Here is a 16,332-nt window from a genome sequence, read left to right as displayed (position 1 = left end):
AGGTACCCACCTAGGTGTGGAAACAGCAGCGCCCTGGCGCGCGCCCGCGATCATCGTGGGGTTCGCCGTCCTCGCCCCCATCACCGCAGGCTTGGCATTCGGCTGGGCGAACTGGGTCACCATCCCGGTGCTCGTGGTGGCGCTGGGGCTCGCGGCGCTGGTCGTGAAGCAGATCCTGTTCCACCGCGAACAACGCGCCTTACGCGCGGAGGCGGTCCGCGAACGCGCCCGCCCCGAACCCGAGGCGCCGCCGCGGGCCGAGCACCACGTGCCGTCGATCCCGGTGGACAGCGCCGAGCCGTACTACCGGTTCATCCTCACCTGCACGGTCTGCTGGACGCCCAACGCGGGCGTGCCGCAGCACGGGAACCTGCGTGGGCTGGCAGTCCACTCGATCCTGGAACGCGCCCGCCAGGTCACCGTCACCGGCTCGCCCACCGACGCCGAGGTCGTGCAGACCCGCCTGGCCGCCGAACTCGGCGCGATGGCGCCGGACCGCTCCGGGCAGATCATCACCTGGGCCGAGAACGTCGGTCTGACCGTGCCCGACGAGGACGCGCGCAGGCTCGGCAGGCTCACCGAGCTGCGCAAGGAGAAGCAGGTCCGGCACCACGAGCAGGAGCTGGAGCAGCGCACCCGGGCATACCTGGCCGAGGAGGTGCTGATCGACCCGGGCACGGCCGTGGTGTGGTGGCTGGCCCGACACCCGGAACAGGTCCGCGAGGCCGCCGACCTGCTACCCACCTTCGCCCGACTCTCCGCCGCGGTCACCAAGACCGAGATCGCCCCGCAGTACGCTGAGCGCCTCGACGCGGAACGACTGGAGGGCGAGCGACCCGCACTGAGCGCCGTCGGCTGGCCCCGCATCCCGTCCGAAGAGGACCGGCGGGCCCTGCCACGGCCGGAAACCGCCGAACCGCTCTGGCCCCGAGGCAACCGCGACCACGGCGACTACGACGAATCCGGCGACGCCGCCCGCTGATACCCGTGCTCGTATCCCGCACGCCCACCCGCCGACGCCTGCCCGTCTCACGCAGCCGCGCGCTGATGCTTCAGCCCCAGCGACAGCTCCAGTCCGCCTGGTGCCTCGACCCACTGGCGGCCCAGCCTCGCACGCCCGGCCGATCCCGCACCCCTATCCGCTGACGCCTCAGCCCCACTGACGCCTCAGCCCCACTGACGCCCCAGGCCGCCTGGCACACCGCTCCGGCGGCGCAGCCCGCCGGAGCCTCCTGCCCGCCTGACACATTCGCTTGCCTGCCCCTACGCCCACTGCCGACCCCTGACCCGCGTGGCACGTCCGGTCGTGCGACTCCGCCCCGCTGGTGCCCGGCCCGCTCGATTGCCCTGTCGTCCCGCTCGGGTCGTGTGTCATGTGGTCCGTCGGGCGGTCTCTGCGTGCCGTGTCGGGTGTGGCACGGCGTCGGTGTCCACAACGAGAGGGTCGCTCACTTTCCCGCGCCCCCGGCGCTTTCGGCCGCTTAAGCGTGACAGGCCCCGGTGTCGGCTCCACCCGACCTCCGGGGCCCGCCGTTCCCATCGCGCGAGGGCGCGGTGCGCGGTGTCCCGGCCGCGGCGACCGCAGAGGCGATGAGAACGGACGATGATCCGCCGCCGACCCTGCACGGCGCGGTCCACCGTTCCGACCGCCATCGTCCCCGGTTCTGGCCTCGCTAGCAACGACGTCCATCACTTAGCGGTCATCAATTTCGTTAACTCACCGCCCGCGACGGGTCGACTACACTCTTTCGGCCTAGTCGGAGGGCCTGGCGCTACCGTTCGGTAGGGCTCCGATCGGACATTCAGGACTTCCGCCCCGTCCGACCGCCCGGCCAACCCCGCACCCCCGCGCGCTCCGCCGGGCGTCCCTCGGCCCCGCTCCGCATGCCCGCGTCATCGATCCCACAAACGAACGTCGTTGCGTTAAGCCCGAACGCACCCCATTGGCCGAGTAACGCGCAATTCGGCCACCCTCCGCGATCACCTCTCACCCCCACGACGGAATCCCATCACCCACCCGAAACCCCATCTCCCGCGACTCGCCGATAACCGGATTCCACCCACCCAGCGGCCGCGAATCCGATTTTCACCCTAACCGGCCGACCCACGCGTAAACAGCCCAGGAACACCCCTGTGAACAATTCCGTACCCCTGTGGACAACTCGCCAGGGGACCCCCGAAATCAACGCTATCGCAATGCCCGAACCGCTGTCGAGCACGCTCCCATCAGCCTGTGGATAACCATCCCACTTCGGGTGAAAGCCCCGGAGGTTCCCCCAAATTCCCACGCTACCACGGGGGTACGACAAAGATCGAGGCGTTGAAAGCGGTCTGTGGATAACCATCCCACTAGGACTGAAAGGGCGGGAATCCCCCGAGTTTCCATTCTAGCGGAAGGAAAGTCGGGGCCGGGGAAATGATGATCTTGCCTGTGGACAACCCGGGAAACGCGAGGTCGGCGGGGTCCTGGCGCAGCGCGAGGCGGGTCACGTTGTGTGCACGGCGGGCCGTGGTGGTCGACGTCAGGCGGGTGCGGCGACGGCGAAGGTTGCGCGGTGGGCGAATTCGTAAATCGGCCTTGCGCCTGCATGTGCGCCGAATGGGGCCGGAGGTAGTGGCAGGCCCCGGCTGGGGGTTACCGGGGCCTGCCTGGCCCGACCGCTCCGCTGCCCGGGCGCCAGGGGGGAGGGCTCTCGGGCGCGATCAGCGGTCGGGGTCTGACAGGGAGTTCGCGCCTCCCGAAAGTGACGTACCCGGCGTGCCCGGGGGTGAAACTCACTCGGTCACGACAAGATCGGCACGGCCGTCCTCGTCCACCGCGCGCAGCTCCACCCGCACGCCGCCGACCAGCGCGGCCTCGCCGGGGTTGAGGGTGACGTCGACGCCGTCGGCCGCGACCCGGACCTGGCCGCGGCCCACGGTGGCCTTCAGCCGGGCGTCGAGCACCTCGATCGTGGGCGAGCCGGTGATGGACAGCTCGCACCGGGTGGCCGAACAGCTCCAGTCGCGGTCGGTCGGCGCCTCGCAGCCGGTGATCGCGGTGGCGATCACGAACGGGGGCAACACCAACGCCGCGGCGGCGCGCGGCAACGGTCTTCGCACCATGTGCGGGAAATCGCGGCGGAGCGCCCGCCCGTAACAACATACGGGCGGGCCAAGTGCTTACGCCGGAACGGATTCGACCATTCGGGGGCGCTTTCGTGAACCGGCGGGTACGGGTTCGTTGCCCATCGGTGCACGCGTTATCCACGCGAATCGACAATGGTTGCCGATTCGCCCGCGCGCGGTCAGCCGCTCTTGCGCCGGAACTGTCGCTTGCCGCCCGCGCGGCCCTGCGCGTCGTGGATCTTCGACGCGCCGGTGGCGTGGCCCTCGCCGGACTGGGCGCGGGCCTGCTTGCGGGCCAGCGCCTCGCGGAAGCGGGCCTTGACGTCCTGCGGACCCGGCGCGGTCACGGCCGTGGCCTCGGTGGCCGCGTCGGCCGTGTCGGCCGTGTCGGCCTCGGTGGTGGTCGCGGGCTGGTCGGGCGCCTCGGACACGGGTGGACCTCCAGGAGGGCGATGCGGCACGGGACCCCCCGACCGTACCGTCACCCCGCCTCGGCGCGGGCCTTGAGGCCCTCGGCCTCCAGCACCAGGTACCGGTCGGTGAGCCCGGCCACCAGCCGGGCGACCAGCACGCCGAGCGGACCGGTCATCTCCAGGCCGAGCGAGACCCTGGCCCCCTCGCCGTGCGGGTCGACGGTGTGCCAGGCGACCGTGCGCGCGCCCAGCCCGCCCGCCACCCAGGTCCACGTGCGGCCCTCTTCCAGCTCCGAGACGGTCCACACGGTGACCGGCAGACGAGGCTGGCGGACGCGCGCGCGGCTCCCCACACGGAGCGGACCGGGGTCCAATGAGGTGATCGAGGTCACCGAGGCGGTCCACTCCGGCCACCGCTCGATGTCGGAGTAGATCCCCCACACCGCGGCGGGCGCCGCGGCCACGTCGATCTGCTGCTGGAACCGCATCCCGGGAGGGTAGCGCCGATGATCGTCCGCGGGCACCGGCGACTACCCTTTGCGGTGGAGGAAACGGTGAATCTGCTGGACCACATCGCGGCCGCGGCGGCGCTGACCGACCGTCCGGTGCACGACCCACGCGCGCTGGCCGACGAGCACCGGCGCTTCGCCTGGTACCGCGCGGCCACCCCGGCCGACGAGCGCGCCTTCCTCGCCGCGATCCTGCGCGACCCCGACGAGGCCATGGCCGGTGCCGCCGCCATCGCCCGCATCGACGACCGCGCCGCGACGGCCAGGGGGTTCCGCGCGTGGGCGGACCGAATGTCTCCGGCTGTAGACCATGTTCCCGCGGTGCGCGCCCGGCTCGCGGAGTGGCGGCTGGTGCACGACGCGCTGGCCGGGCGCGAGGTGGCCGTCAACGCCGTGCTCGCCGCCTCCGACTGGGCGCAGCGGCGGCTGGCCGCCGAGGTCGACGGCGAGTTATTGGCGTTACTGGCGGTACACGGCCGAACCCGGCGTGTGCGCGCGCTGACCCGGATACCCCGCCCGGTCCGCCCGCGCCCCAGGGACGAGGATTGAAGTCTCAGAGCACCTGTTCTTCCAACGCGGTCAGCTCCGCGTCGAGATACGTCAACAAGCGTTGCAAATGCGGGACAGAGCGGCGGCAGCCGGTGAGTCCGAACTCCAGTGATCCCGCGTAGCTGGTGACCGTGATGTTCAGGGCCTGCCCCTCGTAGGGCACCGACACCGGGTACACCCCGCTCATCCGCGCGCCGTTCCAGTACAGCGGTTCCGCCGGTCCCGGCACGTTGCTGATCATCAGGTTGAACGCGGGCGGCGTCAGCCGGACCGCGCCCGGCAGCAGGGCCACGGCCAGCGGCGCGAACGGGATGGCGCTCAGCGCGGTCACCTGGAGCCTGCTCATGCCCTGGTAGGCGGCCTTGCCCAACCGGGTCGAGGCGATGATCGCGGCGAGCCGGTCGGCGGGCTCGGGCAGGTCGGTGGCCAGCGTGGTGAGGATCAGGCCGAGTGCGTTGCCGCCGTTGTCACCGTCGCCCGCGCGCAGCGACATGGGCACCGCGGCCACCAGCGGGCGGTCCGGCAGCGCGTCGAGCTCCAGCAGGTAGCGGCGCAGCGCGCCCGCGCACATGGCCAGCATGACGTCGTTGACGGTCGCCCCGGCGGCCTCGCCGACCGCGCGCACCCGGTCCAGCGGCCAACCCTGGGCGGCGAACCGGCGGGCGCCGGTGATCGGCACATTGAACATGGACTTCGGCGCCTCGAACGGGAGCGTTCCCGCCTGTTCCCGCCACGCCTGGTTGACCCAGCGGGCGACCGCCGGTCCCAACCCGAGGACGTCGCGCGCGATCGAGGACAACCCGGGGCGGTCGCGTGCCGTACGCGCCCGCGCGGGACGCGGGGCCCACGGCGGCGGCATGTCCCGCTCGTCCGAGTCCGCGGTCAGTGTGTCCTGCAACAGCCGCAGCGCGGAGACGCCGTCGAGCAGGGCGTGGTGGACCTTCGTGTAGACGGCGAACCTGTTGTCCCGCAACCCCTCGATGAGGTGGGACTCCCACAGCGGCCGGTGCCGGTCGAGCAGCGAGCCGTGCAGCCGCGACACCAGCTCCAGCAGCTCCCGCACGCGGCCCGGCGCGGGCAGCGCGGAGAGCCGGACGTGGTACTCCAGGTCCAGCTCGTCGTCGTCCGTCCACATGAGCTGACCGAGGCTGCCCACCGGCGCCCGCGGCCTGCGCCGGAACAGCGGCGCCACCCGGCCGTCGGCGAGCAGCGCGCGGAACAGCTCGCCCACGTGGTCCGGGCCTGCGCCGTCGGGTGGCGTGAACAGCTGTAGACCGCCCACGTGCAGCGGGTGCTCCCGCGTCTCACCGAGCAGGAACATCGCGTCCGTCACGGGCATCAGCGGCACGGCCGTCCTCCGTCCTTCGGCTGTCCCGGGTGGACGGGGCTCAGCGCGAGTCGGTCGCCCAGGTGTCTACCACCGCGAGTCGGAATCGATGAGGTACCTACCACCGAGGGAGACGACCTTCACGTTCTTGTGCTTGGTCCCCTCCACCCCGTCGGTGCCCTTCACTGTGACATCGACCGGGACGTTGACCGAACCGTCCGGGTTGGAGGTCACGCCGTAGGCGTTGCGGGAGGAGATGTACTGGAACTGGGCCCAGTAGGCCTTGAACGCGTCCAGGCCGCCGAACACCGCCTGGCCGTTCGGGCCGAGCTGGCCCCACCGGGTCTCCGGCGTGCCGTCGCCGAAATAGTCGATGATCAGCAGGCCAGCGGCGCTGAAGTCGGTGACCTTCTGCGCCTCCGGCAACGGCTGGGTGGTGAGGGTGGTCGACTGGGTCGTGGTGGTGGGTGGCGGACTCTGGCTGACCGTGATGACCTTGGTCTGCGGCACGGACGTGCCCTTGTCGTCGCGGCTCGCGTCGATCAGCACGAAGGTGACGGCGGCGGCCAGCACAACCACGCCGAGCAGCAGCGCGATCAGCACCCCGCGCTTGGGGCCAGGCGGGGTGGCGCCCTGCTCGAAGCGCGGCGTGGCCACCATCCGGGTCGCGGGCGCGGCCTGCGCGACGGGCCTGCGCCGCGGCACCGTACGCGGCTCGAACGGGACGGCGGTGGCCACCGGCAGCGGCGCGGTGGGCAGCGCGAGGACGCCCGCGGCCTCCTCCATCGTCGGTCGGTCGACGGGCTCGGCGCGCAGCAGCGACATCAGCGTCGGGGTGAGCGCGCCCGCGCCCCGCGGCGGGGTGATCTCGCCGGAGGCGACCGCGTGCAGCAGTGCCAGCGGGTTCGGGTTCAGGCCGAACGGCGGGGCGCCCTCAACCGCGTGGTAGAGCGTTGCGCCCAGCGAGAACACGTCCGAGGCCTGGCTGGGGTCGTGGCCGCGGGCGATCTCCGGGGCCAGGTAGGCGGGGGTGCCGGCGAGCAGGCCGGTGTCGGTGACGGTGCCGTCGTCGATGGCCCGGGAGATGCCGAAGTCGGTGATCTTCACGGTGCCGTTGTCGCCGAGCAGGATGTTGCCGGGCTTGACGTCCCGGTGCACGATCCCGGCCGCGTGCGCGGCGGCCAGCGCGGCGGCCACCTGGGAGCCGATCGCGGCCACCTGCTCCGGCGGCAGGGTGCCGTCCTCGGCCAGCACCTTGGACAGGCTGCGGGACGGCAGGAACTCCATGACCAGGCAGGGATCGCCGTCGTGCTCGGCGACGTCGAGCATGGCGATCGCGTTGCGGTGCTGCAGCCGGGCGGCGATCCGCCCCTCCCGCATGGCCCGCCTGCGCGCCTCGTCGGCCTGTTCCGCGGTGAGGCCGGGCCGGATGATCAGCCGCTTGAGCGCGATGACCCGTTCCAGCCGCTCGTCCTTCGCGCGCCAGACGACTCCCATGGCACCGCTGCCCACGGGTTCCTGCAGCCGATAGCGTCCGGCGACCAACTCACCCTGTTCGATGACCAGGTACTCCTCGCGTGTGTGCGCCACAGCAGGCGATTGAGGTGCCGAGACTAGCGAACCACCCCGACGGACCGATCATTCGTCCGCACGACTGATGCGCGGCATCGGTTTGGTGACAGGGAGTTCATCACTCCGCACGCTGCGAGAGGGGCGACCGCTTGAGGTAGGCCACCAGCGTCGCCCGCGCGCTCGCGCCGCGCACCTCGACGACGTCGCCGGAGACGGTGTCGCGGATGTAGAGCGCGCGCGGCGAGTAGCCGAGCGCGACGCAGCCGCCGGTGCTGCACCGGGAACTCCGCTGGAACGAGACCGACATGGCCGCACCCTCCTTCGATCGGCGTCACCGGAGAAAGCGGGTCACACCTCGTCGAGCGACCGTGCGGCCAGGTTACCGGAATGTAACCGGATAAACCAGTGCCCCGGCAACCAGTGGACGCCGGGGCACCTTTACCGCGTGTTCACAGCCGGTCCGCCGAATCGAACACACCGGTCCGGAGTTTGTCGGTGAAAGTCCGCCACACGGCGGCATCCGGGAAGGCGGGCAGACTCGCCGCCGCCTTGGAATCACGCACAGTGACCCCGCCGACCTGCGGGAAGGCTACCTGCAGGCAGGCGCCGGTGCTGCAGAAGCTGCTCTGCCGGAAACGCTGTGTCATCTCTTGGGCCAGTCATCTCTCGTGGGAATACTGCCGGATCATCGTTTCCAGGAGCGCGCGCGATCCGTCACCATCGGGACATCTGCGCGACAGCTCCTCGAAAATCTTGGTATAGCGCGCGACCTCGTTCTCCTGCTCCAACCACCGATCGTCCAGACTGGCCTCGATATTGACGGCGTTGCGGTCGTTTTCACTCTCGAAGGTGAAGACGACGAACGTGCACTGTCCGGCGATGTCGGGGCCGAGCCCGAAGGGGAACACGCGCAGGGCCACGTTCGGCCGCTGCGAGACTTCGACCAGGTGCGCCAGCTGGTCGCGCATGGTCGCCGCCGAGCCGACCCGCCGGTGCAGCGCGGCCTCGTCGACGACCATGTGCAGCTGGAGCGGTTCGGCGCGTTCGGCGACCGCCTGCTGCCTGCGCATGCGCATCTCCAACCGTTGTGCGTTCAGCTCTTTCGCGCGTGGGTAGATGGTGGCGAACAGCTCGCGGGCGTAGTCCTCGGTCTGGAGCAGGCCGGGGATGGTGGAAGTGACGTAGCCGCGGACCTTCGACGCCTCGGCCTCCAGCGACATGTACATGTCCACGTTGGTGGAGACGACCTCGGAGAAGTCCTGCCACCACGCCTGCCTGCGGCCATCGCCCGCGAGCCGGACGAGCCGGTCGCGCAGCCGCTGGTCGGCGACGTGGTAGAGGTCGAGCAGGTCGCGCACGTCGCGGGCCTTGGGCACGCCGCGCCCGTTCTCCAGTCGGCTGATCTTGGAGATGGAGCATTCCAGCCGCTCGGCGGCGTCCTCCAGGTGCAGGCCCGCGGCCTCGCGCAGGGTGCGCAGCTCGGTGCCCAGCCTGCGACGCGGGATCAGGGGTCCCTGTGCGGGCATGCTCGCCTCCTCGGCCGGTCGCCGGGGCGGCCGGGGTCCCTTGGTGCAATTGCATCGGGGGATTGCCCCGTGATACTGGCGCCGGAATCTACCAGTGCCCACCGGCAGGTCCAGCGGGTGACTGGACACTTTTGGGACACGGAGTTGGGCCATTCGAGTGATCTTGCCGGGCTGATCCATGCAATTGCATGAAGGCATTGCCTCACGGGATCTCATGACGCAACCTGGCCTGGAGGGTGTAGCCGCCCTCTCGACGAGGGGAGGTCAGCATGTCCCGCCCGCTCCCGACCGTGCTCACCGCCGCCGCGCTCACCGCGTTGGCCGCCTGCGCCACCCCTGCCCCGACGGACGGTGAACTGCTGGTCATCGCCGCGACGGCGGTGGCCAACGAGCAGCGCCCGTCCCTGACCACCGCGGCCCGCCACGAGATCGAGACCGCCCTGGCCACCGACACGGCCCGGCTCCGCGTCGTGGTCACCAGCCCACAGCGGCCGACCGTCATCGAGGACGGCGACCTGCGCCTACGCCGCGGGACCCAGATCGAGCACGACCCGACCCGCCGCGCCGAGCTGACCACGCGCGAGGTGACCCGCGTCGGCGGCGTCCTGGGAGATGCCGCGAGCCAGGCGCCGCAGCTGGACCTGCTGGGCCTGCTGGACTATGTCGCCCGCACACCCGGGAAGGTCACCGCGGTACTGATCAGCTCCGGCGTCCAGACCACCGGCCCGTTGGCGCTCGACCGACTGGGCTGGGACCAGGTCGGCACAGACGCGGTCATCGAGCAGGCACAACGGGACGGCCTGGTGCCGGACCTGCACGGGAAACGGGTGGTGTTCACCGGCCTGGGCGAGGTCGACCCGCCACAGGAGACACTGCCCGCCCCGTTGCGCGCCCGCCTGGTCCAACTGTGGCTGAAGCTCTGCCGCGCGGGCGGCGGGGACTGCGTCCAGGACGACGAACCGGTGCCCGGCGGCACCCCGAAGTCGACCACCCCCGTCCCGGTCGTGCCGGTGCCGCACCTGCCGGAGATCACCGCACCGGCCGCGGCCACGCCGGTGGAGCTGCCCAGCGACATCCTCTTCGGCCCCGACTCCGCCGCCTTACTCCCGGACGCCGCCCCGGTCCTCGACCGCCTCGCCGCTGGATTTCCCCGTAGCGCGCACGCCCACCTAGTCGGCCGCACCGCCTCGGTCGGCCCGGCCGACACGTCCCGCACCCTGAGCCTGCAACGCGCGGAAGCCGTCCGCGACGCCCTCGTCGCCCGCGGCATCCCCGCCGCCGCGTTGACGGTGGAAGGCGTCGGCTACGACCGGCCGTTGATCGCCGACCGGGACGCGGCCGGGAACCTGATCCCCGCCGCCGCCCAACGCAACCGCAGCGTCGCACTCACCATCGGCTCCTGAACCCGTTCCGCCCCCAGCGGCCCCCCGGGTCGCCGCAGCCAGTGTCGCCTGCGGAGTGCCCTCCGGCTTTCAGCACGCACAGCAGGAAGGGAGACCACCATGGCTCCGCGCCTCCCCCGCCGTCGGACCCCCGGCGACCGCGGCCCGTTCCGCGTCACCACGCACCCCGAGCAGGCGTCCGCGCCGATGACCGTCCCCACCCGACCGCGGGCCCTGCCCGTGTCGTTGTGGCTGCGGCACCCTGCGCTAGCCCACCACGCCACCTTCCTGGCCCGTCGCGGCGGCGAGGACCACGGCGAACTGGCCCACGAGAGCCACGCCCTGGCCAAGGCAAACCGCCTGGTACACCGGCGTTCCCGACGCATCGGCCGGCTGTGCGCGGGTGCCCACGCCGCGGCCGTCCGCGCCACCGACCTGTGCACCGACGCCCTCCTCGCCCCGGACCGCTTGCGCGGCGGCAAGGGCAAGGTCACCGCCACGCACGGCTGGGCCGTCACCGCCCGGGACGCGCGACCGCTGCTGGCGGAGACGATGGACCGGATCGACGAGGAGGTGGAAGCGGGCATCACGACCCATCTGCAGTCCCGCGGCCGCCTGATGACCGCCATCGCCTACCTGCTCCTGGCCGTGGACGCGATCGCCCTGTTCATGGTCTTCGGCCTGCTGCTCAACATCGACTGGACCGCGCCGACCCCGGTCCCCCTGGTCACGGCCACCGCGTTCGCCCTCTTCGGCGCGGGTGTCCAGGCCAAGCTCGCGATGGAGCTCGGCAAACGCCTGTGGGCGTGGCGGGTGTCGGACTCGGTCGAGGAGTTCCCGCCGCGCAGCGCGGTGATCACCTGTTCGGTGCTGCTGCTGTTGGTGGTAAGCGTCTTCGCCGCGCTCTCCATCTATCTGCGCGTACGCCACGAAGGCGAACTCGTCGACGAGGTCGGTGTCGCCACGGTGATCGGCCTGGCCTTGGCCGCCTGCGCACTGGCCGCGCCGTGGATCATCGTCCAGCAGGAGGCTTTCGACGGTTCCGCGCTGACCCGCCGCGCCACCACACTCACCCGCGTCCTGGTCGACACCGCCCACACACAGACGCGCTCGCTCCGCCGCGCCGACCGCGCCCTGTCGCGGGCCCACACACTCGATGCCCGCGCCCGCCGTTGCCACGCACGTCTGCGCTCACGCATCGGCCGCTGCTACATCCCCACCCACCGCGCGATCCTGCTGTCGCGACAGCTCTCCGCGGCGCCGGTGCCCAGCGTCACCCCGAACACGGACAGTCCGCGGTCGGCGCTCCCGATCCGCCTCTCGGTGGACGAGACGGCCATCACCGTGGCACTGTCGCAATCGGAACAGGCCATCGCGCAGGCCCGGTCCCGGCGCCTCGCCCTCACCGCCGACCTGTCCCCCAGCTCGGAGCGCATCCCGGCACCGCGATGATCCCAGTAGGACACTCACCCGGTGGTTGCCCGCTCAGGGCTTGCGGGCGACCACCGCGTAGGCCATGGCGTCGCGCGGGTCGGCGGTCAGCGGCGCGTCCGGGTGCCACTCCGGCGTCCAGACCACCCCGGGCTCGACGATCGCCAACCCGTCGCACAGCGCGGCGACCTCCTCCCGGCTCCGGGGCGCCACGCTCGAACCGCTGTTCTCGTACAGGTTGATGACGTCGCCGCTGCTGGGCGGTTTCGTGTCGACCGTGCCGTGCGTCAACGCCAGGTAGCTGCCGGACGGCATCGCCGCGACATACCGGGCGAGCGCGTCGTACGGCTCCGGGATGAAGTGCAGGACCGCGACCATCAGTACCGCCACCGGCTCGTCCGGTTTGATCAGTCGGCGGACCGGTTCGGCGTCGAGTACGCCATCCGGGTCGCACAGGTCGCCCAGCACGGCCTCGGCGGTCGGGGTGTCGGCCAGCTCGATCTCGCTGTGCGCGACCGCGATGGGGTCGTTGTCGATGTAGGCGACGCGGCTGCCGGGGGCGGTCTCGTGCACGTTGCCGACCGTAGGGATGCCGGAACCGAGGTCAAGAAACTGCTGGATGCCCTGGTCGGCGCAGTAGCGCACGGCGCGGCGCAGGAAGGCGCGGTTGACCCGGGCGGCCTCGGCCGCGCCGGGCATGACCTCCAGGATGCGCTCGGCCAGGACGCGGTCCGGCTCGAAGTTGCAGGCGCCGCCCAGCAGGTAGTCGTAGATCCGCGCGGGGTGCGCCCGATCGGGATCGATCTCGCCCACGTTTGCCTCCCCAGCACACCGGGTCGCCCGTTCCGCCCGTCACGATACTAGTCGGCGGGCGGTCCGGGCAGGACGCGGAACGGGTGACATCCGCGGGCCCCTTGGCACGACAAAGGGCCCCCGGCGAGTACCGAGGGCCCTTTGTGGACTGTCACATGTGGACGGCCGGAGCCGCGGTCCTCAGCTCGTCCGGCACACCGGGCCGGAGGATGAACGCGCAGGCCACGCCGCCGATGACGAACAGGATCGCGCTCCAGGTGAAGGCCGCGCTGTAGCCTGCGACCTTCGCCGCCTCGGCACCCTTGCCCGAGGTCATGGCGGAGGTGACGGCGCTCGCGGCGATCGTGCTGAACGCCGCGGTGCCGATCGAGCCGCCGATCTGCTGCATCGCGTTGAGCGCCGCGGAGGCCGCGCCGGAGTCGTGCGCCTCGACGCCCGCGACCCCGACGTTCATCGCCGAGGCCATGGTCAGGCCGATGCCGAGACCGGAGACCAGCAGGCCGGGCAGCACGCCGGAGGCGTAGGTGCTGTCCACCTTGAGCAGCGCCAGCAGGCCGATGCCCGCGCCCGCGATCACCATGCCGACCGACACCAGCAGCCTGGGGCCGATCCGCGGCAGTAGCACCGTGGTGGCCACGGTGGCGCCGACCATCAGCGTGCCGATCATCGGCAGGAAGGCGACGCCGCTGGTCACCGGCTTGAACTGGAGGTTGAACTGCATGAAGTAGGTGAGGAACAGGAAGATCACGAACATGCCCGCGCAGAGCACGAAGATGGACAGGAAGGACCCGCCCCGGTTGCGGTGCAGCAGGATCCGCGGCGGCAGCAGCGGGTGCTCGGTGCGCGCCTGCCAGGCCGCGAACGCCACCAGCAGCACCACGCCCGCGCTCAGGAAGCCCCAGCTCTCCGGCGCGTCCCAGTCCTTGGTCGGCACGTTGCCCAGGCCGTAGACGAGCGCGAACATGCCCCCGGTCGCCAGCAGAACGCCCAGCAGGTCCAGCTTCGGCCGGGTCTCGGCGGTGCTGTGGCTCAGCAGCGCCATGCCGCCGAGGAAGCCGATCGCGGCGAACACCAGGTTCACGTACATGCACCAGCGCCAGTCGAGATACTCGGTGAGCACGCCGCCGAGCAGCAGGCCGACCGCGCCACCCGCGCCGGAGATGGCACCGAAGATGCCGAACGCTTTGCCGCGCTCGGCCGGATCGCTGAACGTGGTGGTCAGCAGCGACAGCGCGGCAGGCGCCAGCAGCGCGGCGAACACGCCCTGCCCCACCCGCGCCGCCACCAACATCTCGAACGACCCGGCGGCACCCCCGATGGCGGAGGCGATCGCGAAGCCCGCGACCCCGACCAGGAACGTGATCTTGCGCCCGAACAGGTCGGCGACCCGCCCGCCGATGAGCAGCAGACTGCCGAAGCTCAGCGCGTACCCGGTGATCAGCCACTGCCGCTGGTCATCGCTGAACTTGAGGTCCAGCTGCGCCGACGGCAGCGCGATGTTCACCACGGTCGCGTCCAGGATCACCATCACCTGGGCGATGGCGATCACCGCCAGGATCAGCCAGCGCTTACCGCTGCCGGACTCCTGGTCGGTGGAGGGTGGCGCGGTCGATATGGAGTCGGACAGTGTCAAGGTCGCCCCCTGGTCGAGATGTGCGTTTCCTGCGGTGTTGACGCTAACAGAAGTGGAGACACCATCTCCGCTTCCGGCTAGACTGAGAGAGTGACCTCTGACACCCGACCGGAGCATCGCCCACTACGCGCCGATGCCGAGCGAAACCGCACCCGCCTGGTCCACGCGGCCCGCGAGGTCTTCGCCACCCACGGCCTGAGCGTCACCCTCGACGACGTAGCCCGCCACGCAGGCGTCGGCGTCGGCACCGTCTACCGCCGCTTCCCCAACAAGGACGCCCTCGTCTCCGCCGTCTTCGACCAACTACTCGGCGAGATCCTCGACCTGATCGACACGATCGCCGCGGACCCGGACCCGTGGCACGGCATCACCTGCCTGATCACGGAGATCGTGGAACGGCAGACGGCCAACCGGGGGCTGTACGAGATCTGTACCAACGAGGACTTCGGGCGGATGCGGCAGATCGCCGAACACTTCGAACCCGCGGTGGACTCGTTGGTACTGCGCGCGCAGGCACAGGGCACGCTTCGGGCGGACTTCGAGTCGACGGACCTTGGTCCGCTCATCATCATGTTGACGACGGCGGCGGATCTGACGCGTTCGATCGATCCGAACCTGTGGCGTCGGTATCTGTGCCTGGTGCTTGATGGGCTGCGGGCGCCAGGGAACTGCGCTCTTCCGGCAGCGGAGTTGACCCATGAGCGACTTTCCACGGCCATGCGCGAGTTCCGCTTCAAGTAGCCCTAGGGCAACTGCGGCTCCATCAACTCAACTGTCTGCCGGGCCAATTGGCAGGCCTTGGTCGTGTCCACGCCTGCGACGACACTCGCGGCGGCCATAGCATGATCGGTGACGGAAATCGAGACAGCACACGTCCCGGCGCCGCCACCTTGGGCGGTCTGAATGGACTTCCGCCCGGCGATGTCAGGCACATCCGTGTTGTTCGGATTGCCGGACAAGCTCGACAGACCAGCACGGTCCCACAGCTGGGCGCTGAAGATCGTGGTCTCGTTCTCCCCACGAATCCGATACTCACAGGTCCGCGCTCCACCCAGCTTCAGTTCACTACCCGAGCCGGTGATACCCAACTGCGACTTTGCTGCGTCAGTGAGCAGCTCACACGGCTTGAGTGCGGCGAGAGGTGAGCTGTTCGTACTGGTCTTGGTGGTAGATGGAGCGACCTTCGTGGGGGACGGATTCGACGGTATTCCGGCTGGCGTGGTCGCTGTTCCCGTTGTGGTGTCAGCACAGGCCGCGAGGGTCAACGCTGCACACGTCACGACAAGGGCGGTCCTTGCGCGTCGGGGCGAGGTCGTCATTGGTGTTGCTCCTGGGAAGCAGTCATCGCGCCCGCAGCGGCATGATCCGTGTTCTGATAGTTTGCCATGGCGGTCTTGATGGCGTCCTGGGCGTGCGCCAGTGACTCCCGCATCTTCATGAGCTGGGTCAGGAAGCCTCGTTCATCCGTCGCGACCGCGACCATGTACGGCTTCATGACCTCGGCGTTGTTGGTGGAACCCAGCATGGGTGCGCGCTGCAGCGTCTCCAGACGCACCCGGTTCTCATCGATCCAGTCGATCATGTTTCGGATGGCGGTGAGCATGGCCTGGCCGCCGGTCTCGTTGACGGCGAACTCGCCGGTGTTGGCGGCGTTGAGGAAGCCGGTAAGGCTGTTGTTCATCGCCGTCATTGCTTCTGGTGCGTACATGTTGTCCTCCCCGCAACGGCGACATCGTAGCCGAGGGCGGGGTTGGGCGAGCGTGTGTTACCTCAGTTCGGTCGACGTCTTCCCCAGCAACCGCCGGGCCACGATGAGCTGCTGGATCTGCTGTGTCCCTTCGAAGATGTCCAGGATCTTCGAGTCACGCGCCCACTTCTCCAGCAGCGAATTCTCTCCGTAGCCGAGAGGGCCTGCGAGTTCCACGCAGCGGAGGGTGATGTCGGAGGCCGTTCGGCCTGCCTTCGCCTTGCACATGCTGGCCTGTAGGGAGTTGGGTTCGCGGTTGTCGGCCAGCCAGGCCGCCGACAGGGTGAGCAGGCGGGCGGCTTCCCAGTCCGCCTCCAGCTGG

18 protein-coding genes are annotated in these 16,332 nt (G+C 70.5%); 5 read left to right on the top strand and 13 right to left on the bottom strand.

Translation table 11 applies throughout. From position 1 onward, the window contains the following. Positions 1-16 precede the first annotated feature (16 nt). Positions 17-982: a hypothetical protein gene (locus C503_RS43780; protein WP_156893668.1), complete on the top strand. Its 966-nt coding sequence runs from the start codon at positions 17-19 to the stop codon at positions 980-982. 1,793 nt (positions 983-2,775) lie between these two features. Here C503_RS43780 and C503_RS0132515 read toward each other — a convergent pair. From C503_RS0132515 to C503_RS0132505, 3 genes are all read right to left on the bottom strand, one after another. Beyond that, positions 2,776-3,105 carry a hypothetical protein gene (locus C503_RS0132515; RefSeq protein ID WP_018686412.1) on the bottom strand — a complete coding sequence of 110 codons (330 nt, stop codon included), beginning with the start codon at positions 3,103-3,105 and terminating at the stop codon, positions 2,776-2,778. Between the two features lie 182 nt (positions 3,106-3,287). Continuing rightward, entirely contained in the window at positions 3,288-3,539 is a 252-nt protein-coding gene (locus C503_RS41660) for a DUF5302 domain-containing protein (RefSeq protein WP_018686411.1), read from the bottom strand. A 50-nt stretch (positions 3,540-3,589) separates the two neighbouring features. Then, positions 3,590-4,009: an SRPBCC family protein gene (locus C503_RS0132505; RefSeq protein ID WP_018686410.1), complete on the bottom strand. Its 420-nt coding sequence runs from the start codon at positions 4,007-4,009 to the stop codon at positions 3,590-3,592. Positions 4,010-4,075: 66 nt separating this feature from the next. On the opposite strand from C503_RS0132505, the gene C503_RS41655 reads away from it, so the two are divergent. Then, entirely contained in the window at positions 4,076-4,579 is a 504-nt protein-coding gene (locus C503_RS41655; RefSeq protein ID WP_018686409.1) for a hypothetical protein, read from the top strand. A gap of 4 nt (positions 4,580-4,583) precedes the next feature. Here the strand turns inward: C503_RS41655 and C503_RS0132495 are convergent, their stop codons facing one another. The 5 genes from C503_RS0132495 to C503_RS0132475 form a co-directional block, all read right to left on the bottom strand. Next, the gene (locus C503_RS0132495) at positions 4,584-5,927 is read right to left on the bottom strand and encodes a WS/DGAT/MGAT family O-acyltransferase (RefSeq protein ID WP_018686408.1); all 1,344 of its coding nucleotides are present in this window, start codon (positions 5,925-5,927) and stop codon (positions 4,584-4,586) included. 66 nt (positions 5,928-5,993) lie between these two features. After that, positions 5,994-7,496 carry a serine/threonine-protein kinase gene (locus C503_RS0132490; protein WP_018686407.1) on the bottom strand — a complete coding sequence of 501 codons (1,503 nt, stop codon included), beginning with the start codon at positions 7,494-7,496 and terminating at the stop codon, positions 5,994-5,996. Between the two features lie 100 nt (positions 7,497-7,596). Beyond that, positions 7,597-7,785, bottom strand: a complete 189-nt coding sequence (locus C503_RS0132485; RefSeq protein ID WP_018686406.1) for a hypothetical protein — start codon at positions 7,783-7,785, stop codon at positions 7,597-7,599. A 142-nt stretch (positions 7,786-7,927) separates the two neighbouring features. After that, the gene (locus C503_RS0132480) at positions 7,928-8,125 is read right to left on the bottom strand and encodes a DUF397 domain-containing protein (protein ID WP_018686405.1); all 198 of its coding nucleotides are present in this window, start codon (positions 8,123-8,125) and stop codon (positions 7,928-7,930) included. A 12-nt stretch (positions 8,126-8,137) separates the two neighbouring features. Next, complete coding sequence (locus C503_RS0132475; protein WP_018686404.1) at positions 8,138-9,004, bottom strand: helix-turn-helix domain-containing protein; 867 nt, start codon at positions 9,002-9,004, stop codon at positions 8,138-8,140. A 269-nt stretch (positions 9,005-9,273) separates the two neighbouring features. On the opposite strand from C503_RS0132475, the gene C503_RS0132470 reads away from it, so the two are divergent. Continuing rightward, complete coding sequence (locus C503_RS0132470; RefSeq protein WP_018686403.1) at positions 9,274-10,407, top strand: OmpA family protein; 1,134 nt, start codon at positions 9,274-9,276, stop codon at positions 10,405-10,407. A gap of 99 nt (positions 10,408-10,506) precedes the next feature. Continuing rightward, positions 10,507-11,838: a hypothetical protein gene (locus tag C503_RS0132465; RefSeq protein WP_018686402.1), complete on the top strand. Its 1,332-nt coding sequence runs from the start codon at positions 10,507-10,509 to the stop codon at positions 11,836-11,838. A gap of 33 nt (positions 11,839-11,871) precedes the next feature. Here C503_RS0132465 and C503_RS0132460 read toward each other — a convergent pair whose 3' ends face one another. Together C503_RS0132460 and C503_RS0132455 are read right to left on the bottom strand one after the other, a co-directional pair. Continuing rightward, complete coding sequence (locus tag C503_RS0132460; RefSeq protein ID WP_018686401.1) at positions 11,872-12,630, bottom strand: SAM-dependent methyltransferase; 759 nt, start codon at positions 12,628-12,630, stop codon at positions 11,872-11,874. 151 nt (positions 12,631-12,781) lie between these two features. Further along, on the bottom strand, positions 12,782-14,257 hold the full coding sequence (locus C503_RS0132455; RefSeq protein WP_245572644.1) for an MFS transporter: 1,476 nt from the start codon (positions 14,255-14,257) through the stop codon (positions 12,782-12,784). A 96-nt stretch (positions 14,258-14,353) separates the two neighbouring features. On the opposite strand from C503_RS0132455, the gene C503_RS0132450 reads away from it, so the two are divergent. Further along, positions 14,354-15,004: a TetR/AcrR family transcriptional regulator gene (locus C503_RS0132450; RefSeq protein WP_018686399.1), complete on the top strand. Its 651-nt coding sequence runs from the start codon at positions 14,354-14,356 to the stop codon at positions 15,002-15,004. Between the two features lie 2 nt (positions 15,005-15,006). Here the strand turns inward: C503_RS0132450 and C503_RS45175 are convergent, their stop codons facing one another. The 3 genes from C503_RS45175 to C503_RS41640 all read right to left on the bottom strand — a co-directional run. Next, complete coding sequence (locus tag C503_RS45175; protein WP_084477437.1) at positions 15,007-15,582, bottom strand: DUF3558 family protein; 576 nt, start codon at positions 15,580-15,582, stop codon at positions 15,007-15,009. Then, positions 15,579-15,971 carry a hypothetical protein gene (locus C503_RS41645; protein ID WP_245572643.1) on the bottom strand — a complete coding sequence of 131 codons (393 nt, stop codon included), beginning with the start codon at positions 15,969-15,971 and terminating at the stop codon, positions 15,579-15,581. The genes C503_RS45175 and C503_RS41645 overlap by 4 nt, the downstream gene beginning before the upstream one ends. Before the next feature lie 57 nt (positions 15,972-16,028). Continuing rightward, positions 16,029-16,332 (bottom strand): acyl-CoA dehydrogenase family protein (locus C503_RS41640; RefSeq protein WP_033401290.1); only part of this gene is annotated, 304 nt, incomplete at its 5' end.

It is taken from the genome of Actinokineospora enzanensis DSM 44649 (genome assembly GCF_000374445.1).
Taxonomy (GTDB): domain Bacteria; phylum Actinomycetota; class Actinomycetes; order Mycobacteriales; family Pseudonocardiaceae; genus Actinokineospora; species Actinokineospora enzanensis.
The sequence above is the reverse complement of the archived record's forward strand: the minus strand, read 5'-3'. Positions and strand labels throughout refer to the sequence as shown.

Bases quoted from the DNA above. Each gene is read 5' to 3' on its own strand.
- C503_RS0132470 (WP_018686403.1), top strand. From the start codon at position 9,274: ATGTCCCGCCCGCTCCCGACCGTGCTCACCGCCGCCGCGCTCACCGCG.
- C503_RS0132465 (WP_018686402.1), top strand. From the start codon at position 10,507: ATGGCTCCGCGCCTCCCCCGCCGTCGGACCCCCGGCGACCGCGGCCCG.
- C503_RS41645 (WP_245572643.1), bottom strand. From the start codon at position 15,971: ATGTACGCACCAGAAGCAATGACGGCGATGAACAACAGCCTTACCGGC.
- C503_RS0132505 (WP_018686410.1), bottom strand. From the start codon at position 4,009: ATGCGGTTCCAGCAGCAGATCGACGTGGCCGCGGCGCCCGCCGCGGTG.
- C503_RS0132480 (WP_018686405.1), bottom strand. From the start codon at position 8,125: ATGACACAGCGTTTCCGGCAGAGCAGCTTCTGCAGCACCGGCGCCTGC.
- C503_RS0132515 (WP_018686412.1), bottom strand. From the start codon at position 3,105: ATGGTGCGAAGACCGTTGCCGCGCGCCGCCGCGGCGTTGGTGTTGCCC.
- C503_RS0132475 (WP_018686404.1), bottom strand. From the start codon at position 9,004: ATGCCCGCACAGGGACCCCTGATCCCGCGTCGCAGGCTGGGCACCGAG.
- C503_RS45175 (WP_084477437.1), bottom strand. From the start codon at position 15,582: ATGACGACCTCGCCCCGACGCGCAAGGACCGCCCTTGTCGTGACGTGT.
- C503_RS0132485 (WP_018686406.1), bottom strand. From the start codon at position 7,785: ATGTCGGTCTCGTTCCAGCGGAGTTCCCGGTGCAGCACCGGCGGCTGC.